At 53.0% G+C, this 20,101-nt stretch carries 14 protein-coding genes, 1 tRNA gene, 3 rRNA genes, 1 pseudogene and 1 other annotated feature; of the genes and pseudogenes, 8 read left to right on the top strand and 11 right to left on the bottom strand.

Annotation, left to right across the window (positions count from 1 at the left end):
- Nucleotides 1-30 precede the first annotated feature (30 nt).
- Nucleotides 31-174, top strand: a pseudogene (locus tag AC3WS9_RS05725) (YfiM family lipoprotein); the annotation flags it as partial.
- Here AC3WS9_RS05725 and AC3WS9_RS05720 read toward each other — a convergent pair.
- The 8 genes from AC3WS9_RS05720 to rluD form a co-directional block, all read right to left on the bottom strand.
- Nucleotides 171-1,466: an MFS transporter gene (locus AC3WS9_RS05720; RefSeq protein ID WP_282494143.1), complete on the bottom strand. Its 1,296-nt coding sequence runs from the start codon at nt 1,464-1,466 to the stop codon at nt 171-173. The pseudogene AC3WS9_RS05725 and the gene AC3WS9_RS05720 sit on opposite strands and share 4 nt — an antisense overlap.
- Before the next feature lie 217 nt (nt 1,467-1,683).
- Nucleotides 1,684-1,799 (bottom strand): 5S ribosomal RNA (gene rrf / locus AC3WS9_RS05715).
- A gap of 96 nt (nt 1,800-1,895) precedes the next feature.
- A 23S ribosomal RNA gene (locus tag AC3WS9_RS05710) occupies nt 1,896-4,801 on the bottom strand.
- A gap of 216 nt (nt 4,802-5,017) precedes the next feature.
- Nucleotides 5,018-5,093, bottom strand: a tRNA-Glu gene (locus tag AC3WS9_RS05705).
- Nucleotides 5,094-5,178: 85 nt separating this feature from the next.
- Nucleotides 5,179-6,719, bottom strand: a 16S ribosomal RNA gene (locus tag AC3WS9_RS05700).
- The 16S, 23S and 5S rRNA genes sit together here with 1 tRNA gene alongside, the layout of an rRNA operon.
- 456 nt (nt 6,720-7,175) lie before the next feature.
- The gene (gene clpB, locus AC3WS9_RS05695; RefSeq protein ID WP_282494242.1) at nt 7,176-9,749 is read right to left on the bottom strand and encodes an ATP-dependent chaperone ClpB; all 2,574 of its coding nucleotides are present in this window, start codon (nt 9,747-9,749) and stop codon (nt 7,176-7,178) included.
- Between the two features lie 129 nt (nt 9,750-9,878).
- Nucleotides 9,879-10,610: a purine nucleoside phosphorylase YfiH gene (gene yfiH / locus AC3WS9_RS05690; protein ID WP_285150021.1), complete on the bottom strand. Its 732-nt coding sequence runs from the start codon at nt 10,608-10,610 to the stop codon at nt 9,879-9,881.
- Nucleotides 10,607-11,587, bottom strand: a complete 981-nt coding sequence (rluD, locus tag AC3WS9_RS05685; RefSeq protein WP_282494240.1) for a 23S rRNA pseudouridine(1911/1915/1917) synthase RluD — start codon at nt 11,585-11,587, stop codon at nt 10,607-10,609. The genes yfiH and rluD overlap by 4 nt, the downstream gene beginning before the upstream one ends.
- 130 nt (nt 11,588-11,717) lie before the next feature.
- Between rluD and bamD the strand changes: the two genes are divergently transcribed.
- The 4 genes from bamD to pheA all read left to right on the top strand — a co-directional run bounded on the left by bamD (nt 11,718) and on the right by pheA (nt 14,486).
- Entirely contained in the window at nt 11,718-12,455 is a 738-nt protein-coding gene (gene bamD / locus AC3WS9_RS05680; protein WP_095282962.1) for an outer membrane protein assembly factor BamD, read from the top strand.
- Between the two features lie 269 nt (nt 12,456-12,724).
- Nucleotides 12,725-13,066 (top strand): ribosome-associated translation inhibitor RaiA, encoded by a 342-nt coding sequence (raiA, locus tag AC3WS9_RS05675; RefSeq protein WP_095282963.1) that lies wholly within the window; start codon nt 12,725-12,727, stop codon nt 13,064-13,066.
- A 103-nt stretch (nt 13,067-13,169) separates the two neighbouring features.
- Nucleotides 13,170-13,295, top strand: a sequence feature (Phe leader region).
- A complete protein-coding gene (gene pheL / locus AC3WS9_RS05670) occupies nt 13,171-13,218 on the top strand; it encodes a pheA operon leader peptide PheL (protein WP_261628237.1) in 48 nt (15 codons plus the stop codon). (Overlaps the previous feature by 48 nt.)
- A 30-nt stretch (nt 13,296-13,325) precedes the next feature.
- Nucleotides 13,326-14,486 carry a bifunctional chorismate mutase/prephenate dehydratase gene (pheA, locus tag AC3WS9_RS05665; RefSeq protein WP_282494239.1) on the top strand — a complete coding sequence of 387 codons (1,161 nt, stop codon included), beginning with the start codon at nt 13,326-13,328 and terminating at the stop codon, nt 14,484-14,486.
- Here pheA and AC3WS9_RS05660 read toward each other — a convergent pair.
- The 3 genes from AC3WS9_RS05660 to aroF are packed head-to-tail and all read right to left on the bottom strand — an operon-like array spanning nt 14,483 to nt 17,618.
- Complete coding sequence (locus AC3WS9_RS05660) at nt 14,483-15,355, bottom strand: SMP-30/gluconolactonase/LRE family protein (protein WP_492487222.1); 873 nt, start codon at nt 15,353-15,355, stop codon at nt 14,483-14,485. The genes pheA and AC3WS9_RS05660 overlap by 4 nt on opposite strands.
- 60 nt (nt 15,356-15,415) lie before the next feature.
- Nucleotides 15,416-16,537: a bifunctional chorismate mutase/prephenate dehydrogenase gene (gene tyrA, locus AC3WS9_RS05655; RefSeq protein ID WP_492487220.1), complete on the bottom strand. Its 1,122-nt coding sequence runs from the start codon at nt 16,535-16,537 to the stop codon at nt 15,416-15,418.
- Nucleotides 16,538-16,547: 10 nt separating this feature from the next.
- Nucleotides 16,548-17,618: a 3-deoxy-7-phosphoheptulonate synthase AroF gene (aroF, locus tag AC3WS9_RS05650; RefSeq protein WP_282494236.1), complete on the bottom strand. Its 1,071-nt coding sequence runs from the start codon at nt 17,616-17,618 to the stop codon at nt 16,548-16,550.
- Nucleotides 17,619-17,830: 212 nt separating this feature from the next.
- On the opposite strand from aroF, the gene AC3WS9_RS05645 reads away from it, so the two are divergent.
- From AC3WS9_RS05645 to dgcN, 3 genes are all read left to right on the top strand, one after another.
- Nucleotides 17,831-18,205: a DUF2799 domain-containing protein gene (locus AC3WS9_RS05645; RefSeq protein WP_492487218.1), complete on the top strand. Its 375-nt coding sequence runs from the start codon at nt 17,831-17,833 to the stop codon at nt 18,203-18,205.
- Nucleotides 18,206-18,439: 234 nt separating this feature from the next.
- Nucleotides 18,440-18,886, top strand: a complete 447-nt coding sequence (gene yfiR, locus AC3WS9_RS05640; RefSeq protein ID WP_492487216.1) for a regulatory sequestration protein YfiR — start codon at nt 18,440-18,442, stop codon at nt 18,884-18,886.
- Nucleotides 18,879-20,099: a diguanylate cyclase DgcN/YfiN gene (gene dgcN, locus AC3WS9_RS05635; RefSeq protein ID WP_492487215.1), complete on the top strand. Its 1,221-nt coding sequence runs from the start codon at nt 18,879-18,881 to the stop codon at nt 20,097-20,099. Before yfiR ends, dgcN begins: the two co-directional genes overlap by 8 nt.
- Nucleotides 20,100-20,101: the final 2 nt, after the last annotated feature.

Genomic DNA, 20,101 nt, shown 5'->3' with positions numbered 1-20,101 from the left:
CTTAAATCCCTGTTTTGCATATGTTGTATGCTCATGTTCTCTGTCAGTCTTGGCGCGTCAAAAGAGTTATGGGATAGCCGCCCTGCGGGGAGCGGCTGGAGCTGGAAAGATTTTGCCTGGGATGTCGCAGGTGCCACAACCGGCTATGCGGTGTGGCAACTGGCTCACTATTAAAGACGGATCCCTTTCCCTCTGCGGTGTAGCATCAGGGAGACAATAAATGCGAGCACGCCCATCACAGTGACGTACCAGAAGAAGGTGCTTTCACTGCCGACCGACTTCAGTGTTAGCGCGACATATTCCGCCGAGCCGCCAAAGAGTGCATTCGCCACGGCATAAGACAATCCCACACCTAGCGCACGGACCTGAGCGGGGAACATTTCTGCTTTTAATATTCCGCTGATCGAGGTGTAAAAACTGACGATCACCATCGCCACCATGACGAGTGCGAAAGCGGCATAGGGAGAGGAAACGTGTTGCAGCGCGGTCAGGATTGGGACAGTACAAAGGGCAGATAATCCGCCAAAGATAAGCATTGATGTCCGCCGCCCAATTCTGTCTGACAGCGCACCGATCAATGGCTGAATGAGCATAAACACAAACAGTGCGGCAGTCATAACAACACTGGCCACATTCGCGTGCATCCCGGTGGTGTTGACCAGATACTTCTGCATGTACGTCGTGAAGGTGTAGAAACTCAGGGAACCGCCAGCGGTAAACCCTAATACCATCACAAAGGCTTTCCGGTTACGCCATAATCCTTTCAACGATCCGGCTTCTTTCAGTGCCCTCACCTCTTTTTGCGAGGTTTCATCCAGTTGACGACGCAGCCACAACGCGACGACAGCCAGAACGGCCCCCATCGCGAACGGAATTCGCCATCCCCAGGCATGTAACTGTTCATCGGTCAGGATTTGCTGCAGAACAACGACCACCAGAATGGCCAGCAGTTGTCCGCCGATCAAAGTGACATACTGGAAGGAAGCGTAAAAACCTTTACGTCCTTCAACGGCGACTTCACTCATATACGTCGCGCTTGTACCGTATTCCCCACCGACGGAGAGCCCCTGGAACAAACGAGCCAACAGCAACAGTGCGGGTGCCCATGTACCGATAGTGTCATACCCTGGCAGACAGGCGATCACCAGCGATCCCAGACACATCATGCAAACGGAGATCAGCATGGAGGTTTTACGCCCCTGCCGGTCTGCAATACGGCCAAACAGCCAGCCGCCAATCGGGCGCATCAGGAATCCGGCAGCAAATACCCCTGCGGTTTGCAGCAATTGAGTCGTGGTGTTTCCGGACGGGAAAAAGATATGGGCAAAATAGAGGGAACAAAATGAGTAAACGTAGAAGTCGAACCATTCGACCAGATTACCCGATGAGGCACTGACGATCGCCCATACCCTGCGTCGGGTATCACTGTCAGCCAGCGTCCCGTTCGATGTGATGCTTTCGGCCATTTTACTGTGCTCCTGCCATAAGACTTAAGCGTGTTGGGCGCTGAATGCCCCAATCATTTAGTAAATGAAATGTTATATTTTTGTTATATTTAACATTGTGATTTACATCACACATTTACTTAGCAGGATAAGCGATTAGGAGGAGTTCGAGGAATGGTATTTAACGACAAAAACGCAAAAAGGCCATCCTTCCGGATGGCCTCTTCACTTATTTGATGCCTGGCAGTTCCCTACTCTCACATGGGGAGACCCCACACTACCATCGGCGCTACGGCGTTTCACTTCTGAGTTCGGCATGGGGTCAGGTGGGACCACCGCGCTAAAGCCGCCAGGCAAATTCTGTTTATCAACCCGCTTTGGCCGGTTGATTAATCTGTTATCAGGCTGAAAATCTCGTCTCTGCTTTCGCCAAAACATCTTCGGCGTTGTAAGGTTAAGCCTCACGGTTCATTAGTACTGGTTAGCTCAATACATCGCTGCACTTACACACCCAGCCTATCAACGTCGTAGTCTTCAACGTTCCTTCAGGACCCTTAAAGGGTCAGGGAGAACTCATCTCGGGGCAAGTTTCGTGCTTAGATGCTTTCAGCACTTATCTTTTCCGCATTTAGCTACCGGGCAATGCCATTGGCATGACAACCCGAACACCAGTGATGCGTCCACTCCGGTCCTCTCGTACTAGGAGCAGCCCCCCTCAATTCTCCAGCGCCCACGGCAGATAGGGACCGAACTGTCTCACGACGTTCTAAACCCAGCTCGCGTACCACTTTAAACGGCGAACAGCCGTACCCTTGGGACCTACTTCAGCCCCAGGATGTGATGAGCCGACATCGAGGTGCCAAACACCGCCGTCGATATGAACTCTTGGGCGGTATCAGCCTGTTATCCCCGGAGTACCTTTTATCCGTTGAGCGATGGCCCTTCCATTCAGAACCACCGGATCACTATGACCTGCTTTCGCACCTGCTCGAGCCGTCACTCTCGCAGTCAAGCTAGCTTATGCCATTGCACTAACCTCCTGATGTCCGACCAGGATTAGCTAACCTTCGTGCTCCTCCGTTACTCTTTAGGAGGAGACCGCCCCAGTCAAACTACCCACCAGACACTGTCCGCAACCCGGATTACGGGTCTACGTTAGAACACCAGCCATTAAAGGGTGGTATTTCAAGGTCGGCTCCACGCAGACTGGCGTCCACGCTTCAAAGCCTCCCACCTATCCTACACATCAAGGACCAGTGTTCAGTGTCAAGCTATAGTAAAGGTTCACGGGGTCTTTCCGTCTTGCCGCGGGTACACTGCATCTTCACAGCGAGTTCAATTTCACTGAGTCTCGGGTGGAGACAGCCTGGCCATCATTACGCCATTCGTGCAGGTCGGAACTTACCCGACAAGGAATTTCGCTACCTTAGGACCGTTATAGTTACGGCCGCCGTTTACCGGGGCTTCGATCAAGAGCTTCGCCTTACAGCTAACCCCATCAATTAACCTTCCGGCACCGGGCAGGCGTCACACCGTATACGTCCACTTTCGTGTTTGCACAGTGCTGTGTTTTTAATAAACAGTTGCAGCCAGCTGGTATCTTCGACTGGTTTCAGCTCCGTCCGCAGGGACTTCACCTACACACCAGCGTGCCTTCTCCCGAAGTTACGGCACCATTTTGCCTAGTTCCTTCACCCGAGTTCTCTCAAGCGCCTTGGTATTCTCTACCTGACCACCTGTGTCGGTTTGGGGTACGATTTGATGTTACCTGATGCTTAGAGGCTTTTCCTGGAAGCAGGGCATTTGTTACTTCAGCACCGTAGTGCCTCGTCATCACACCTCAGCGTTAAAAAAGGTCCGGATTTACCTAAACCTTCCGCCTACATGCTTAAACCGGGACAACCGTCGCCCGGCTAACATAGCCTTCTCCGTCCCCCCTTCGCAGTAACACCGAGTACAGGAATATTAACCTGTTTCCCATCGACTACGCCTTTCGGCCTCGCCTTAGGGGTCGACTCACCCTGCCCCGATTAACGTTGGACAGGAACCCTTGGTCTTCCGGCGAGCGGGCTTTTCACCCGCTTTATCGTTACTTATGTCAGCATTCGCACTTCTGATACCTCCAGCATCCCTCACAGGACACCTTCAACGGCTTACAGAACGCTCCCCTACCCAACAACGCATAAGCGTCGCTGCCGCAGCTTCGGTGCATGGTTTAGCCCCGTTACATCTTCCGCGCAGGCCGACTCGACCAGTGAGCTATTACGCTTTCTTTAAATGATGGCTGCTTCTAAGCCAACATCCTGGCTGTCTGTGCCTTCCCACATCGTTTCCCACTTAACCATGACTTTGGGACCTTAGCTGGCGGTCTGGGTTGTTTCCCTCTTCACGACGGACGTTAGCACCCGCCGTGTGTCTCCCGTGATAACATTCTTCGGTATTCGTAGTTTGCATCGGGTTGGTAAGCCGGGATGGCCCCCTAGCCGAAACAGTGCTCTACCCCCGAAGATGAGTTCACGAGGCGCTACCTAAATAGCTTTCGGGGAGAACCAGCTATCTCCCGGTTTGATTGGCCTTTCACCCCCAGCCACAAGTCATCCGCTAATTTTTCAACATTAGTCGGTTCGGTCCTCCAGTTAGTGTTACCCAACCTTCAACCTGCCCATGGCTAGATCACCGGGTTTCGGGTCTATACCCTGCAACTTAACGCCCAGTTAAGACTCGGTTTCCCTTCGGCTCCCCTATACGGTTAACCTTGCTACAGAATATAAGTCGCTGACCCATTATACAAAAGGTACGCAGTCACCCCATAAAGAGGCTCCCACTGCTTGTACGTACACGGTTTCAGGTTCTTTTTCACTCCCCTCGCCGGGGTTCTTTTCGCCTTTCCCTCACGGTACTGGTTCACTATCGGTCAGTCAGGAGTATTTAGCCTTGGAGGATGGTCCCCCCATATTCAGACAGGATACCACGTGTCCCGCCCTACTCTTCGAGTTCACAGCGTGTGCATTTTTGTGTACGGGACTATCACCCTGTACCGTCGGACTTTCCAGACCGTTCCACTAACACACGCGCTGATTCAGACTCTGGGCTCCTCCCCGTTCGCTCGCCGCTACTGGGGGAATCTCGGTTGATTTCTTTTCCTCGGGGTACTTAGATGTTTCAGTTCCCCCGGTTCGCCTCATGCCACTATGTATTCATGACATGATAGTGTGTCGAAACACACTGGGTTTCCCCATTCGGGTATCGCCGGGTCAAAGGTTCATATCACCTCGCCGACGCTTATCGCAGATTAGCACGCCCTTCATCGCCTCTGACTGCCAGGGCATCCACCGTGTACGCTTAGTCGCTTAACCTCACAACCCGAAGATGTTTCGTAAAACATCTCGTGTTGCGAAAATTTGAGAGACTCGAACACACCGTCATTCTGTTCTTATTACGGAGAACAGACGCAGCGTGTCGTTTCAATTTTCAGCTTGATCCAGATTTTTAAAGAGCAAATATCTCAAACATGACTCGAGAGTCAGTTTTGAGATATTAAGGCAGGTGACTTTCACTCACAAACCAGCAAGTGGCGTCCCCTAGGGGATTCGAACCCCTGTTACCGCCGTGAAAGGGCGGTGTCCTGGGCCTCTAGACGAAGGGGACGTGTAAGTCTCAATCGCAAGACGCCTTGCTATTTACTTTTCATCAGACAATCTGTGTGGACACTACAAAGGCAGGTTCTTTCAGGTAAGGAGGTGATCCAACCGCAGGTTCCCCTACGGTTACCTTGTTACGACTTCACCCCAGTCATGAATCACAAAGTGGTAAGCGCCCTCCCGAAGGTTAAGCTACCTACTTCTTTTGCAACCCACTCCCATGGTGTGACGGGCGGTGTGTACAAGGCCCGGGAACGTATTCACCGTAGCATTCTGATCTACGATTACTAGCGATTCCGACTTCATGGAGTCGAGTTGCAGACTCCAATCCGGACTACGACGCACTTTATGAGGTCCGCTTGCTCTCGCGAGGTCGCTTCTCTTTGTATGCGCCATTGTAGCACGTGTGTAGCCCTACTCGTAAGGGCCATGATGACTTGACGTCATCCCCACCTTCCTCCAGTTTATCACTGGCAGTCTCCTTTGAGTTCCCGGCCGAACCGCTGGCAACAAAGGATAAGGGTTGCGCTCGTTGCGGGACTTAACCCAACATTTCACAACACGAGCTGACGACAGCCATGCAGCACCTGTCTCAGAGTTCCCGAAGGCACCAAAGCATCTCTGCTAAGTTCTCTGGATGTCAAGAGTAGGTAAGGTTCTTCGCGTTGCATCGAATTAAACCACATGCTCCACCGCTTGTGCGGGCCCCCGTCAATTCATTTGAGTTTTAACCTTGCGGCCGTACTCCCCAGGCGGTCGACTTAACGCGTTAGCTCCGGAAGCCACTCCTCAAGGGAACAACCTCCAAGTCGACATCGTTTACGGCGTGGACTACCAGGGTATCTAATCCTGTTTGCTCCCCACGCTTTCGCACCTGAGCGTCAGTCTTTGTCCAGGGGGCCGCCTTCGCCACCGGTATTCCTCCAGATCTCTACGCATTTCACCGCTACACCTGGAATTCTACCCCCCTCTACAAGACTCTAGCCTGCCAGTTTCGAATGCAGTTCCCAGGTTGAGCCCGGGGATTTCACATCCGACTTGACAGACCGCCTGCGTGCGCTTTACGCCCAGTAATTCCGATTAACGCTTGCACCCTCCGTATTACCGCGGCTGCTGGCACGGAGTTAGCCGGTGCTTCTTCTGCGAGTAACGTCAATCACTGTGGTTATTAACCACAATGCCTTCCTCCTCGCTGAAAGTACTTTACAACCCGAAGGCCTTCTTCATACACGCGGCATGGCTGCATCAGGCTTGCGCCCATTGTGCAATATTCCCCACTGCTGCCTCCCGTAGGAGTCTGGACCGTGTCTCAGTTCCAGTGTGGCTGGTCATCCTCTCAGACCAGCTAGGGATCGTCGCCTAGGTGAGCCATTACCCCACCTACTAGCTAATCCCATCTGGGCACATCTGATGGCAAGAGGCCCGAAGGTCCCCCTCTTTGGTCTTGCGACGTTATGCGGTATTAGCTACCGTTTCCAGTAGTTATCCCCCTCCATCAGGCAGTTTCCCAGACATTACTCACCCGTCCGCCGCTCGTCACCCGGAGAGCAAGCTCTCTGTGCTACCGCTCGACTTGCATGTGTTAGGCCTGCCGCCAGCGTTCAATCTGAGCCATGATCAAACTCTTCAATTTAAGTTTGATGCTCGTGAATTAAACTTCGTAATGAATTACGTATGTTCACTCAGAGACTTTGGTATTCATTTAGCGTCTTTCGACGTTTAGAATCCATGTCACTTTGAGTGCCCACACAGATTGTCTGATAAATTGTTAAAGAGCAGTGCAACGCGGCTTTCGCTCACCGTTGCGAGGTCCCGTATAATACGTTTTCCTCATTCAGAGTCAAGCGTTTAATTTCGCTTTTCTCTGTCGGCGTTCATCGCTGAACCCCTGCTGCTACGGCGGCTTGCGTGCCGTTGTTCCGTGTCAGTGGAGGCGCATTATAGGGAGTTATTCTGAGGCTGCAAGTGTAAATCAGAAAATAATGACTGACTGCTCACTTTCCAGGCAAATCATATCCCAGACATTGAGTTTCGCCTGGTTTTTAAACAAAAACGAGCCCCGGAGGGCTCGTTTTTCAGGTTTTGTGAATTACTGCACGGCCACAATTCGGTCTTCGTTCACTTCGAGACGAATGACTTTCCCTGGAATCAGCTCCCCGGAAAGGATTTGCTGTGCCAGTGGGTTTTCGATCTGCTGCTGGATAGCACGTTTCAGAGGACGCGCCCCGTAAACCGGATCGTAACCATTCGCACTCAACAGTTTCAGCGCGTCGTCGGAGATATGGATCTCGTACCCACGCTCTTCGAGACGTTTATACAAACGCTGCAACTGAATCTGCGCGATAGAAGCAATGTGTTTTTCCCCAAGCGGGTGGAACACAACAACTTCATCGATACGGTTAATGAACTCCGGACGGAAGCTATGGCTAACCACGCCCAGCACCAGATCTTTCATATGACCGTAATCCAACTCGCCGAAACGTTCCTGAATCAAATCGGAACCCAGGTTGGAGGTCATGATCACCACGGTGTTGCGGAAATCGACCGTTCTCCCCTGCCCGTCAGTCAGACGACCATCGTCCAGAACCTGCAGCAAGATGTTGAAAACATCCGGATGCGCTTTTTCCACTTCATCTAACAAGATGACGGAATAAGGACGACGACGAACCGCTTCAGTCAGGTAACCCCCTTCTTCATATCCGACATATCCTGGAGGCGCACCGACCAGACGCGAGACGGAGTGTTTCTCCATAAACTCGGACATATCGATACGCACCATCGCGTCGTCGCTATCGAACATAAAGTTCGCCAGAGTTTTACACAGTTCGGTCTTACCCACACCGGTCGGCCCCAGGAACAGGAACGAACCAATCGGACGATTAGGATCGGACAAACCCGCGCGGCTACGACGAATCGCATTCGATACCGCTTCGACGGCTTCATCCTGGCCGATGACACGGTGATGGAGATCATGTTCCATCCGCAGCAGTTTTTCGCGTTCACCTTCCAGCATGCGGGCAACCGGGATCCCCGTCCAGCGCGCCAGCACGTCGGCGATTTCCACATCCGTCACTTTATTACGCAGCAGACGCATGGTTTTGCCTTCTGACTGCGTCGCCATCTCCAGCTGTTTTTCCAGTTCCGGAATTTTACCGTACTGCAGCTCAGACATACGCGCCAGGTCGCCCACGCGACGCGCCTGCTCAATGGCAATTTTCGCCTGCTCAAGCTCAGCCTTGATCGTCTGGGTGCCCGAAAGCGACGCTTTCTCAGCTTTCCACTCTTCTTCTAATTCGGAATACTGACGCTCTTTGTCGTCCAGCTCCTCATTGAGCATATCCAGACGTTTTTTACTCGCCTCATCAGACTCTTTCTTCAGCGCCTGCTGTTCAAGCTTGAGCTGAATGATCCTGCGGTCGAGTCTGTCGAGCTCTTCCGGTTTCGAGTCTATCTGCATGCGAATGCTGGATGCCGCTTCATCAATCAGGTCAATGGCTTTATCCGGCAGTTGTCTGTCAGCGATATAGCGATGAGACAATGTGGCAGCCGCCACAATCGCCGGGTCCGTAATCTGCACGTGGTGATGCAACTCATAGCGCTCTTTCAGACCACGCAAGATGGCGATGGTGTCTTCCACCGTCGGTTCAGCCACGAACACTTTCTGGAATCGACGTTCCAGCGCGGCGTCTTTTTCAATGTACTGGCGATACTCATCGAGCGTAGTTGCGCCGACGCAGTGCAGTTCACCGCGAGCCAGAGCCGGTTTCAGCATATTCCCGGCGTCCATTGCGCCATCGGCTTTACCGGCACCAACCATAGTGTGCAATTCGTCGATGAACAGAATGACATTCCCTTCCTGTTTCGACAGATCGTTAAGCACGCCTTTTAAACGCTCTTCGAATTCACCGCGGTATTTTGCACCCGCCACCAGCGAACCCATATCCAGCGCCAGCACACGGCGGCCTTTCAGCCCTTCCGGCACTTCGCCGTTAACAATACGCTGGGCCAGACCTTCGACGATGGCGGTTTTACCGACGCCCGGTTCCCCAATCAGTACCGGGTTGTTTTTGGTACGACGCTGCAGTACCTGAATGGTACGGCGAATCTCTTCATCACGACCGATCACTGGATCGAGCTTGCCTTGTTCCGCACGCTCAGTCAGATCGACCGTATATTTCTTCAAAGCCTGACGTTGGTCTTCGGCTCCCTGATCGTTCACGCTTTCACCTCCACGCATTTTTTCAATCGCCTGAGTCACACTGGCGGTTGTCGCACCGGATGATTTCAGCAGATCGGTCAGCGTACCGCGTGATTCAAGCGCCGCCAGAACAAAGAGTTCCGACGAGATAAAGTTGTCCCCACGTTTTTGCGCCAGCTTGTCGCAAAGATTCAGCACGCGCACCAGATCCTGAGAAGGCTGAACATCCCCACCGGTGCCTTCCACCTGTGGCAGACGGCTCAGTGCCTGATCGATAGCCGTGCGCAGCTCGCCAGCATTAATGCCAGCAGACGTAAGTAAAGGACGTACCGATCCCCCTTCCTGATTCAGCAAGGCGCTCATTAAATGAAGAGGTTCGATAAATTGGTTGTCGTGCCCCAGTGCGAGAGACTGGGCATCGGCGAGAGCAAGCTGGAATTTATTAGTAAGACGATCCAGACGCATAACTCCTCCCATAACAGGTCAAATTTGCTACTGGAGATTAAATGAGGTCATCCCTCAATTATTCAAGGTTAATGACCTGAATTATGCGAAAAGAAAACGGCGCGTGCCGGATCGTCTTGATTCGTTAGGTTATATCAGCCAAATGAAACTTGCCATACGACCTGTGGTTTTGTCGCGACGATAAGAGAAAAAATCACCCTTTTCGGTGAAGGTACAGCGATCGCCACCGAAGATCTGCGTCACACCGACATTGCCCAGACGCTGACGGGCAAGCTGATAGATATCGGCCAGATATTTATCCCCTGTCGGTTGGAACGCGCTGACGGCTTGCGGATCTTGTTCGATAAAGGCTTCCCGCACTTCAGGGCCGACTTCAAAAGCCATCGGACCGATGGCCGGACCGAGCCATGCGATGATATTGCCTGGAGCATCATCAAAGCAGGCGACCGTCTCTTCCAGCACACCCGCGCACAGCCCCCGCCATCCGGCATGGGCTGCGGCCACTTCGGTGCCCGCACGGTTGCAAAACAGAACCGGCAAACAGTCGGCGGTCATCACGGCACAGACTGTCCCGGGCGTATTGCTGTAGGACGCATCGGCACGTTTAGAAGCATAGGGTTCCCCCGTCAGCTTCAACACGTCTTTGCCGTGCACCTGCTCAAGCCATACGGGTTTTGACGGCAAATTCCCTGCCGCAAACATGCGCTTGCGATTCTCTTCAACGTCTTCAGGGTTATCACCGCAGTGAGCCCCCAGATTCAATGACGCCCATGCATCGTGGCTCACGCCACCCACACGGGTTGAGCTACAGGCTGCCACGCCTGCAGGAATTGGCCACTCCGGGACAATCAGTTTGGTCATAACCAGTCCACTTTATCCTTATGTTCTTCAAAGTCTGCGCGCATCGCAGCGATGAGATCGACCATATCCTGTGGGATTGGCGCATGCCATTCCATTTCGATACCGGTGATCGGGTGGTAGAGACGCAGCATCGTTGCATGCAACGCCTGGCGGTCGAATTTACGCAGGGTGCTGATAAACTCTTCCGATGCGCCCTTCGGCGGACGCGGACGGCCACCGTAAACCTGATCGCCCACCAGCGGATGGGTGATATGGGACATATGCACACGGATCTGGTGAGTACGGCCCGTTTCCAGACGCAGACGCAGGCGCGTATGAATGCGGAAATGTTCCATGATGCGGTAGTGCGTTACCGCAGGTTTCCCCATCGGATGCACCGACATATGGGTACGCTTGGTCGGGTGACGGCTGATCGGCTCTTCTACCGTGCCGCCGGACGTCATGTGACCAATCGCCACGGCTTCATATTCACGGGTGATTTCACGCAGCTGCAGCGACTCCACCAGACGGGTCTGGGCAGGAACGGTTTTCGCGACCACCATCAAACCGGTGGTGTCTTTATCCAGACGGTGAACGATGCCCGCACGCGGTACGTCAACAATCGGCGGATAATAATGAAGCAGCGCATTCAGTACGGTGCCATCAGGATTACCGGCGCCAGGATGCACGACCAGGCCGCGCGGTTTGTTGATCACCAGAATGTCGTCATCTTCATAGACGATTTCTAACGGGATATCCTGCGCCTCGAAGCGGACTTCTTCTTCTATTTCAGCATTGATGGCGACGGCTTCCCCACCTAACACTTTCTCTTTTGGCTTGTCCCATACTTTGCCGTTAACCAGCACGCGCTGGTCAAGAATCCATTCTTTTATGCGTGAACGCGAATAATCAGGGAACATTTCGGCCAAAGCTTGATCTAAGCGTTGACCGAGCTGATTTTCGGAGACTGTTGCGGTGAGTTCTACTCGTTGTGCCATAGACTGCTTCTTCGTTTAACGTTGGGTTTTACGGCTTTGCCGTATAATATAGTGTGCTATTGTAGCTGGTCTTAATCGGGAGCAGGAAAGAGATTCTCCCGGACAAACATTTGAGGAAAGTCAAAACGTCATGACGCGCATGAAATATCTGGTGGCAGCGGCCACGTTGAGCCTGGCTTTGGTGGGCTGCTCCGGTTCAAATGAACAGGTCCCTGACAATCCGCCGAATGAAATCTATGCGACTGCACAACAAAAACTGCAGGACGGTAACTGGAAACAGGCGATAACGCAACTGGAAGCGCTGGATAATCGTTATCCATTTGGTCCGTATTCCCAACAGGTACAATTAGATCTCATCTACGCCTACTACAAAAATGCCGATCTGCCGCTGGCTCAGGCTGCCATCGATCGCTTCATCCGTCTGAACCCGACTCATCCGAACATCGATTATGTCATGTACATGCGCGGCCTAACCAACATGGCTCTGGATGACAGTGCCCTGCAGGGTTTCTTCGGTGTTGATCGTTCTGACCGTGACCCGCAGCACGCGCGTGACGCCTTCAATGACTTCTCCAAGCTGGTGCGTGGCTATCCGAACAGTCAGTACATCACCGATGCCACCAAGCGTCTGGTGTTCTTGAAAGATCGCCTGTCCAAATATGAGTACTCCGTCGCGGAGTATTACACGCGTCGTGGTGCATGGGTTGCCGTGGTTAACCGCGTCGAAGGCATGCTGCGTGATTACCCGGATACCCAGGCCACTCGCGATGGCCTGAAGCTGATGGAAAACGCATACCGTCAGATGCAGATGAACGCGCAGGCTGAAAAAGTCGCGAAGATCATTGCCGCTAACAGCAGCAATACCTGATCGTTCCCCAAATGCAAAACGGCAGCCCAAGGGCTGCCGTTTTTTTATCCATTATGGTCACTCGCAGAAGCGGTTTCGTACCGACCAATCCTATCAACTATGGCCGCAATTCCTGAGTTCGACAAGGTAAAATTCGCCTGTTCCTGTCTTTCCTCACAAAAAAGCTTCCTTGACAAAAAGTGACAAAATAACGTGATTTAGATCACACATTTTGACATTAGGACAGGTATGCTGGAATCACCAAGACGGAAAGACAAGAGGTAAAATTTATGACAATGAACATTACCAGTAAACAAATGGAAATTACTCCGGCAATCCGCCAGCACGTCGCAGACCGTCTCGCCAAACTGGATAAATGGCAAACTCATTTGATTAACCCGCATATCATTCTGTCTAAGGAACCACAGGGTTTTACCGCTGACGCAACTATCAATACTCCTAACGGCCATCTGGTCGCCAGCGCGAAACACGAAGATATGTACACCGCTATCAACGATTTGATCAACAAGCTGGAACGGCAGCTCAATAAAGTGCAACACAAAGGCGAAGCCCGTCGTGCCACCACCTCGGTGAAAGACGCAAGCTATGCCGAAGAAGTTGAAGAAGAGTAATCCTTTAAATTGAGTGTCCCGCTAACGCGCCTCCGGGCGCGTTTTTTATTGACAGGATGAAAACAGTACGGGTACTTTAAAGGTCTCAATCACAGGATGAACTCATGACACACACTCCGTTTTTCTTCGCATTCTTTTTTACCTTCCCCTGAATGGGAGGCGTTTCGTCGTGTGATAAAGAATGCGAAGACGAACAACAAGGCCTCCCACACCGGGGGGCCTTTTTTATTGATAACAATAAACGAAAATAGGCAACGCTATGACATCGGAAAACCCGTTACTGGATCTGCGAGTAAAAATCAGCGCACTGGATGAAAAACTGCTGGCGCTGCTGGCCGAACGCCGTACCCTCGCGGTCGAAGTGGGCAAAGCCAAGCTGGACTCCCACCGCCCGGTGCGCGACATCGATCGTGAGCGCGATCTGCTGGAGCGCCTGATCGAGCTGGGTAAAGCACACCATCTTGATGCCCACTACATCACTCGCCTGTTCCAGCTGATCATCGAAGATTCCGTCCTGACCCAGCAAGCGCTGCTGCAACAACATCTGAATAAAACCAATCCGCACTCCGCGCGCGTGGCATTCCTCGGACCAAAAGGCTCTTACTCGCATCTGGCGGCGCGCCAGTATGCCGCCCGCCATTTCGAAGAGTTCATTGAAAGCGGCTGCGCGAAATTTGCCGATATCTTTAATCAGGTCGAAACCGGACAAGCGGACTACGCCGTCGTGCCGATCGAAAACACCAGCTCCGGCGCCATTAACGATGTCTATGACCTGCTCCAGCACACCAGCCTGTCGCTGGTTGGCGAGCTGAACATTCCGATTGATCACTGCGTACTGGTTTCTGGCTCAACCGATCTCAGCCAGATTGATACGGTCTACAGCCATCCGCAGCCGTTCCAGCAGTGTAGCCAGTTCCTGAATCGCTACCCGCACTGGAAAATTGAGTACACCGAGAGCACCTCAGCGGCGATGGAAAAGGTGGCGCAGGCGAACTCTCCACGTGTTGCCGCGCTCGGCAACGAAGCGGGCGGTGCGTTGTATGGCCTGCAGGTTCTGGAGCGCAACCTCGCGAACCAGACGCAGAACATTACCCGCTTCGTGGTACTGGCGCGTAAGGCGATTGATGTGTCCGATCAGGTTCCGGCGAAAACAACGCTGCTGATGGCAACCGGCCAGCAGGCAGGTGCCCTGGTTGAAGCCCTGCTGGTGTTACGTAATCACAATCTGATCATGACCAAGCTGGAATCCCGTCCGATTAACGGAAATCCGTGGGAAGAGATGTTCTATCTCGATATCCAGGCCAACCTGAAATCAACGTCCATGCAGAACGCCCTGCGCGAACTGGGCGAAATCACCCGCTCAATGAAAGTACTGGGCTGCTATCCGGGCGAAAACGTGGTGCCGGTCGATCCGGTTTAACGTTCGACAAACCGGCTTTTCTTCATCCCTGCCACGCTGACGGGCAGGGTGAAGATCGCCCCGGAGAGCGGATAGTCCGCCACTTCCTGACTATCCATATTTTCGCGCGTAGTGGTGATAAACAGCGTTTTCATCTCATTGCCGCCAAAACAGACCATCGTCGGGCAACGCACCGGCAGGCGATACTCTTCCAGCTGTTCGCCCTGCGGTGAGAATCGCGCAATACGCCAGCCATCAAACAACGCGCTCCAGTAACAGCCCTCGACATCCATCGCTGCCCCATCAGGAATTCCTTCGCCCTCCCCGAACCGGCGAAAAACGTCACGCGTCCCCGGCTCGCCCTGCTCATTCAGGGGAGTACGGTAGATCACGCGATTCGGCGTGTCGGAGGTGAACATCCACCGTTTGTCCGGACTAAACGCGAGGCCGTTGTGCCCGTGAATATCACACTGGATCACTTTCGGCGTCAGGTCGTTATCAATGCGCATCAGCATCGCGCCGTTGTAATCGCCCGGCCCCCAAAACGTGCCGGCATAAAAACGCCCGAGGTGATCGGTTCCGCCATCGTTAAAACGAGCCAGCTGAGGATTCGACGGGTTATCGCAGACTTTACGCTGGAGCAGGCCATGCTTATCCGTCAGCCAGATCGCGTTACGCATCGCGACGATAAACCCGCCCTTTTCGCGTAAGGCAAAACAGCCGACCTCTTCATGGAAGGAGAGAACAGAGTGTTGACCAGAAGAGAGATGATAGCGATGGATTTCGCCTTCCAGAATATCGGCCCAATAGAGCGCATTCTCGCTCTCGCTCCAGGTCGGGCATTCCGGTAAGTGCCCGGTGTAATCGAATAAAACCTGCGGTTCAGCCATGACAAATCCCCAAAATGAAAAAAGCCAGCAGTGCTGGCTTTTAGTATATACATCATCGGATTACTGGCGACTATCGTTCGCCTGGCGTAACAGGGTTCGGCTCTCGCTCTGGAAGCGCTTCGCGTAATCGCCGAACCAGTGCTCAACCTTGCGGAAACTGTCGATAAAGGCCTGCTTATCGCCCTGCTCCAGCAGCGCTATCGCTTCACCAAAGCGCTGGTAGTAGCGTTTGATCAGCGCCAGATTATTCTCTGACGACATAATAATGTCCGCATACAGCTGCGGATCCTGGGCAAACAGACGCCCGACCATCGCCAGCTCCAGGCGGTAAATCGGCGAGGAGAGCGCCAGCAACTGCTCCAGCTGCACGTTCTCTTCCGCCAGATGCAGGCCGTAAGCGAAGGTCGCAAAGTGGCGCAGCGCCTGAATGAAGGCCATGTTCTGATCGTGCTCTACCGCGCTGATGCGGTGCAGACGTGCGCCCCACACCTGAATCTGTTCCAGGAACCACTGGTATGCTTCCGGCTGACGACCGTCGCAGTAAACCACAACCTGTTTCGCCAGGCTGCCGCTGTCCGGACCGAACATCGGGTGCAAGCCCAGCACCGGTCCGTTATGGGCTGCCAGCATCGCCTGCAGCGGTCCGTTCTTCACGGAGGCCAGATCCACCAGAATACAATCTTCCGGCAGAGGCGGCAGCTTGCCGATAATCTCTTCGGTCACATGAATCGGCACGCTGACGATCACCATGCCCGCATCGGCCATCAGCTCTGGCGCACGCGCCCAGTCTTCTTTTTCAAGAATGCGCACCTGGTAGCCAGAAAGCGTCAGCATCTTCTCAAACAGACGCCCCATCTGACCGCCGCCGCCGACGATCACCACCGGACGCAGCGACGGACAGAGGGTTTTAAAGCCCTTATCGTTTTCGCTGGAGTAGGATTCACGCATCACGCGACGCAGGACATCTTCAATCAGATCGGGAGAAACGCCCATCGACTGGGCCTCGTGACGTCGGGATGCCAGCATCGACGCTTCGCGCTCTGGCACGTAAATCGGCAAACCGTATTTACTTTTGACTTCCCCGACTTCAGCAACCAGTGACATCCGGCGCGCCAGCAAATCCAGCAACGCCTTATCCACCTCATCAATTTGATCGCGTAGTGCGGTCAATTCTGCAACCATAACAAACCTCTTAAGCCAGACGCGTCGCCAGCTGGCCGTTCAAATCTTTGTGGATCTCACGCAGCAGCGCGTCAGTCGCTTCCCAACTGATGCACGCATCCGTGACGGAAACGCCGTGTTTCATGGCGCTGCGCGGCTGTTCGGATGACTGATTACCCTCGTGGATATTACTCTCAATCATCAGACCGATAATCGAACGGTTGCCATCTTTGATTTGCGCGACAACGGATTCCGCTACCGCAGGCTGGCGACGGTAATCTTTATTGGAGTTACCATGGCTGCAATCTACCATCAGAGCCGGGCGCAGTCCCGCCTGTTCCATCTCTTTTTCGCACTGCGCAACATCCGCCGGGCTGTAGTTCGGTGCTTTGCCGCCGCGCAGGATCACGTGACCATCCGGGTTGCCCTGAGTTTGCAGCAGGCAAACCTGGCCGGCCTGGTTGATCCCGACAAAACGGTGCGGCATCGCCGCAGCGCGCATGGCGTTGATCGCCGTTGCCAGACTTCCGTCAGTGCCGTTTTTAAACCCAACCGGCATCGACAGACCAGAGGCCATCTCGCGGTGAGTCTGTGATTCTGTGGTGCGCGCACCAATCGCGGACCAGCTAAACAGATCGCCCAGGTATTGCGGGCTGTTCGGATCGAGTGCTTCAGTCGCCAGCGGCAGCCCCATGTTCACCAGCTCCACCAGCAGACGACGCGCAATCTTCAGACCGGCTTCCACATCAAACGAGCCATCCATGTGCGGATCGTTAATCAACCCTTTCCAGCCCACGGTGGTACGAGGTTTTTCAAAATAGACGCGCATGACCAGGTAGAGGCTATCGCTGACCTCCTCTGCTAATGCTTTAAATCGACGAGCGTATTCAATCGCGGTTTCAGGATCGTGTATGGAGCAAGGCCCGCATACCACCAGCAGACGCGGATCGCGACCGGCAATGATGTTGGAGATAGTCTGGCGGGAGTGCTCGATCTGCGCTTCCTGTTCAGAGCTCAGCGGGAATTCCTGCTTCAACTGATCGGGCGTGATCAAAACCTGTTCGTCGGTAATATGTACGTTGTTCAGCGCGTCTTTTTGCATGATGGCGATCCTGTAATGCTCGTTTGCGATAGTGGTTTCCTCGATGAGGTGAACACACAATATCACATCGAGTAAAGATTTCAATCCAAAATACGTAAACATTACGTTACAATGGGCGCTTTAAGGCAAAAAACATTCGATTAATCCGTAAACTTAAAATTACACAACGATTCTCTCTTGCCAGGCTATGCTCAAGAAAAAGGAGAATGATTATGCGTCCAACGGTTTTCGCCTTGCTGGCACTATTTTTGACAGGCTGTCAGATTAACCCCTACACCTTCCAGCCCACCTGGACGGGCACCAGCTGGTTCACGGCCGGTAAAGAAGATGCCATGAATGGCGTGTCGATCAAAAGTAACGAAACCCTCGCCGATAATTTCAACGATCCTGACGTTGATCGTAACGAATACCTGCGTGGCTATGCCGACGGGCAGAAAAAAATATGCACTGAGGATTTTGTCTACGCCTGGGGAGTATCCGGGAAAGTATTTCCTGCAAGCTGCGATACGACAGAAAATGCAGACCTGTTACGCAAATCCTGGCAAAATGGAATGGATGAAGGGATGCGCGGCTCACGGCTTAATTAATTTAATAACATAACCATTTCATTTAGTTGCGAATAAGATTTAACTTAAGTCACCAAAAATTCCACATAATGACTGTTCAGGTAAACAATGGTATTCTGCCCGCAATATTTAAGGACATATATTTCCAGAGCGGTATGGCGGATTCTGGTGAGACATTTTTTTACGTTCCCTTTGTGCCACCTCATTCTGGCGCTCATGTTATGCCTTGTCGGCGGACAGACTTTCGCGGCAGCCATGACAGAAAAAGACAAGTCAGTGCGTTCCATCGTTTCTGGCATCGTCAGCTACACCCGTTGGCCGTCGCTTTCTGGCCAGCCCAAGCTCTGCATCTTCTCGTCGTCCCGTTTTACACAGGCGCTCAGCGACAGCGACTCTGCGGCGTTACCCTACGTTCCGCTGATTGTTCACAATGAGACTGAGGCATTAAATGCCACCTGCGATGCCGTTTATTTTGGAAATGAATCGCCTGCTAATCAACTTCAATTATTCAGGAATTATCAGGGCCGGGCGTTACTATTAATCGCCGAACAAAACCCGAAATGCATTATTGGCAGTGCTTTCTGCCTGATAATTAATGAAGAAACAGTGAGATTCTCCGTCAATCTGGATGCCCTGTCTCGCAGTGGCGTAAGAGTGAATCCGGATGTGTTAATGCTTGCCCGGAATAAGAAGCATGAATAAGGAACTTTCTACAACGCCACGCCCAACGTTTAAAAGAACGCTGCAGCGTATTAGCATGATTAGCGTGGTTATCACCATGACGCTAATATGGTTATTATTGTGTATTGCTTCGGTTGTGACGCTGAAACAATATGCGCAAAAAAATCTCGAATTAACCAGCGCCACCATGAGCCGCAGCCTGGAAGCGTCGTTAGTCTTTAATGATGCGACTGCCGCCAGCGAAACGCTCGCGACGCTGGGGAAACAGGGCCAGTTTTCCGTCGCCGAGGTGCTCGACGCCCGCCGTAATCAGTTTGCCTACTGGTCGTGGAACCCTGACGAGAATACCGACACGCTGAGCCCCCTGGTCAGCCGCTGGCTGTTCCCTGTCCCGGCAACCCAGCCCGTCATGCATAACGGCAAGGTTATCGGGGAAGTTCGCATTACCGCGCGCGACAGCTTGATCAGCCACTTCATCCTGACCTCATTTGCCGTCCTGACGGGATGTATTCTCTTCGCCGCCTTTGTGGCGTTGACCATCACCCGCTCTTTGCATGACGGGATCGTCACGGCCCTGCAAAACATCACCGACGTGGTGCATGACGTCAAAACGAACCGTAATTTCGCGCGTCGTGTAGAAGACGAGCGCATCGAAGAGTTTCACCGTTTTGGTCTGGACTTCAACAGCCTGCTCGATGAAATGGAAGAGTGGCAGCTCAAACTACAGGCGCGAAACGCACAGCTGATGCGCACGGCGATGCACGATCCGCTGACCGGGCTGGCGAACCGCGCCGCTTTTCGCAGCAGCATTGCGGCGCTGATGAACGACTCTTCCGCCCAAATGAATTCCGCCCTGCTGTTCCTGGATGGCGATAACTTTAAGCAGATCAACGATACCTGGGGTCACGCGGCGGGCGATTGCGTGCTGATTGAAGTGGCCAGCCGTATGGTGGAGTTTGGCGGGAAACGTTATCAATCTTACCGTCTGGGCGGCGATGAATTTGCCATGATCCTCTACGGCATTCACTCCCCGGAAGACGTTAAGCAGATCTGCACTGCGCTTTCGCAGAAATTCCTTCTGCCCTACGACCTGCACAACGGGCATACGGCAAAAATGTCACTCAGCATAGGCTTTGCTCTGGCGTGGGAAAATACCTCCGTTGAGGCATTACTGGAGCAAGCCGACCGCAATATGTATCAGGTGAAACACCAGCGTCCGACATTAATTTCGTAAAA

It is taken from the genome of Lelliottia sp. EB106-05-01-XG201 (assembly GCF_058791735.1).
Note: the sequence above shows the minus strand (reverse complement) of the source record. Positions and strands in the feature narration are given on the sequence as shown.

Excerpts from the sequence above, each read along its gene's own strand:
- clpB (WP_282494242.1), bottom strand. The coding sequence starts at position 9,749 with ATGCGTCTGGATCGTCTTACTAATAAATTCCAGCTTGCTCTCGCCGAT.
- rluD (WP_282494240.1), bottom strand. The coding sequence starts at position 11,587 with ATGGCACAACGAGTAGAACTCACCGCAACAGTCTCCGAAAATCAGCTC.
- AC3WS9_RS05645 (WP_492487218.1), top strand. The coding sequence starts at position 17,831 with ATGCGTCCAACGGTTTTCGCCTTGCTGGCACTATTTTTGACAGGCTGT.
- AC3WS9_RS05720 (WP_282494143.1), bottom strand. The coding sequence starts at position 1,466 with ATGGCCGAAAGCATCACATCGAACGGGACGCTGGCTGACAGTGATACC.
- yfiR (WP_492487216.1), top strand. The coding sequence starts at position 18,440 with ATGACAGAAAAAGACAAGTCAGTGCGTTCCATCGTTTCTGGCATCGTC.
- yfiH (WP_285150021.1), bottom strand. The coding sequence starts at position 10,610 with ATGACCAAACTGATTGTCCCGGAGTGGCCAATTCCTGCAGGCGTGGCA.
- AC3WS9_RS05660 (WP_492487222.1), bottom strand. The coding sequence starts at position 15,355 with ATGGCTGAACCGCAGGTTTTATTCGATTACACCGGGCACTTACCGGAA.
- bamD (WP_095282962.1), top strand. The coding sequence starts at position 11,718 with ATGACGCGCATGAAATATCTGGTGGCAGCGGCCACGTTGAGCCTGGCT.
- pheA (WP_282494239.1), top strand. The coding sequence starts at position 13,326 with ATGACATCGGAAAACCCGTTACTGGATCTGCGAGTAAAAATCAGCGCA.
- tyrA (WP_492487220.1), bottom strand. The coding sequence starts at position 16,537 with ATGGTTGCAGAATTGACCGCACTACGCGATCAAATTGATGAGGTGGAT.
- dgcN (WP_492487215.1), top strand. The coding sequence starts at position 18,879 with ATGAATAAGGAACTTTCTACAACGCCACGCCCAACGTTTAAAAGAACG.
- raiA (WP_095282963.1), top strand. The coding sequence starts at position 12,725 with ATGACAATGAACATTACCAGTAAACAAATGGAAATTACTCCGGCAATC.
- aroF (WP_282494236.1), bottom strand. The coding sequence starts at position 17,618 with ATGCAAAAAGACGCGCTGAACAACGTACATATTACCGACGAACAGGTT.